This window comes from Klebsiella sp. Ech2A (assembly GCF_030078455.1).
GTDB lineage: Bacteria > Pseudomonadota > Gammaproteobacteria > Enterobacterales > Enterobacteriaceae > Klebsiella > Klebsiella terrigena.
In genome coordinates, this window is sequence record NZ_JAQGFU010000369.1 from 1 (window position 1) to 2,034 (window position 2,034).

The 2,034-nt window shown below is 61.0% G+C and carries 3 protein-coding genes; all 3 read right to left on the bottom strand.

Annotation, left to right across the window (positions count from 1 at the left end):
- Positions 1 to 523 (bottom strand): oligosaccharide flippase family protein (locus tag PFH44_RS27040; RefSeq protein ID WP_283826755.1); only part of this gene is annotated, 523 nt, incomplete at its 3' end.
- A gap of 1 nt (position 524) precedes the next feature.
- The gene (gene rffA, locus PFH44_RS27045) at positions 525 to 1,655 is read right to left on the bottom strand and encodes a dTDP-4-amino-4,6-dideoxygalactose transaminase (RefSeq protein ID WP_045853713.1); all 1,131 of its coding nucleotides are present in this window, start codon (positions 1,653 to 1,655) and stop codon (positions 525 to 527) included.
- A gap of 4 nt (positions 1,656 to 1,659) precedes the next feature.
- A partial coding sequence (wecD, locus tag PFH44_RS27050) for a dTDP-4-amino-4,6-dideoxy-D-galactose acyltransferase (RefSeq protein WP_283826756.1) occupies positions 1,660 to 2,034 on the bottom strand: 375 nt, incomplete at its 5' end.

Genomic DNA, 2,034 nt, shown 5'->3' on the forward strand with positions numbered 1-2,034 from the left:
CGCCCTGATAGCCGCCGAAATGGTAACAGGCATAGTATGCCACCACGCCGATCAGGCTACCGGCAATCAGCGATACCGCGTTCCCCGCTGCATCGCGGAAGCCTTTTATCAGCGCCAGCAGGAAGTTAGCCCAGGCAATACCCATCTGCACCAGCGCTACCAGCCGCACCAGCCCCTGGTACTGCGTATGACCAAACAGCCCCTGGCTAATCGGCGCCGCGGCGAGTAAAAAGATAATCGCCAGCAGCGTCGAAAAGCCCAGCACCATCGAAGAGGAGGTACCGACTACCTTATCCAACTGCCGGCGATCGTCATGATGCTGCGCCACCAGCTTGGTTACGCCGTTGAAAATACCGGCGCCGGCGAGGACGCCAAGCACGGTGACCAGCTGGCGAAAGTTACCGGCCTGGCCTACGCCCGCCGGCCCGAAGGAGACGGCCAGCAGCTTAACCACCAGCAGTCCGGCGCCGATTTTGACCAGGGTGGACGCCGCGGTCCACAGGGAAGCTTTTGCCAGCGACATATCAGGAGAAGTAGCTCAGCAGCGAGTTAATCACCGTCCGCTGGTTGGTCGCCGACAGATTGTAGAACAGCGGCAGGCGCAGCAGGCGCTCGCTCTCCTGGGTGGTAAAGCGGTCTTCGCCGCGGAACTCGCCGAAGTTCTCCCCTGCCGGGCAGCTGTGCAGCGGGATATAGTGGAAGACGGCGAGAATTTCGGCCTCTTTCAGCCACGCGATCAGCCTGCTGCGGTCGTCGATATCCCGCAGCTTGATGTAGAACATATGCGCGTTGTGCCCGCAGTCGGCAGGGACAATCGGCAGCTCGATGCGCCCGGCGCGCGCCAGCGGCAGCAGCGCATCGTAATAGCTCTGCCACAGCGTCAGGCGCTGCTGGTTAATTTTCTCCGCCGCTTCCAGCTGCGCCCACAGATAGGCGGCCTGCAGGTCGGACATCAGATAGCTGGAGCCGATATCGCGCCAGGTGTACTTATCCACCAGACCGCGGAAGAACTGGCTGCGGTTGGTGCCCTTCTCGCGAATGATTTCCGCGCGCTCGACCAGCTGGCGATCGTTGATTAGCGTCGCCCCGCCTTCGCCGCCGGCGGTATAGTTTTTGGTTTCATGGAAGCTAAAGCAGCCGATGTGCCCGATGGTGCCCAGCGCGCGCCCTTTGTAGGTCGACATGACGCCCTGTGCGGCATCCTCCACCACGAACAGGTTATGCCTGCTGGCAATAGCCATGATGGTGTCCATCTCGCAGGCAACGCCGGCATAGTGAACCGGTACAATCGCCCGGGTCTTCTCCGTGATGGCGGCTTCGATCAGCGTTTCATCGATATTCATGGTATCGCGGCGGATATCGACAAAAACAATTTTGGCTCCGCGCAGCACAAAGGCGTTGGCGGTAGAGACGAAGGTATAGCTCGGCATAATGACTTCGTCGCCCGGCTGGATATCCAGCAGCAGCGCCGCCATCTCCAGAGAAGCGGTACAGGACGGGGTCAGCAGCGCTTTTACCGTGCCGAAGCGCTGCTCCATCCACTGCTGACAGCGGCGGGTAAACCCACCGTCGCCGCACAGCTTGCCGCTGCCCATCGCAGACTGCATATAATCAAGCTCGGTTCCCACCACCGGCGGCGCGTTAAATGGAATCATCATGTCACCTGTATAACCAGTACGCGGTGTTTTCCACATTCGCACCGCTGAGAATATAACGTTTAAGCGCGGCGGTATTACCCATCTGGGTCGCCACCCGCAGTGTAGAGAGCCCGCGCGATCCGGCCCAGCTTCGCGCCGCCTGCATCAGCTCAGCGCCGGCGCCGCGACCGGCCAGCAGGCCGATCCGGGCGTCCGTAGCGTTGAGCTGACGCAGGGAGACAAAAGCGCGGATATCGCCGTCGAAGGTGCGAAAAATCAGGCACTGGTTATCAAAGGTCCCCAGCACCGCATTTTCAATCCATTGGGCGTAGAAACGGCCGCTGGCATCAGCGGCATACCACGGCGCGCGAAAGCGGCTGAGGGCAAACGCCTGCGC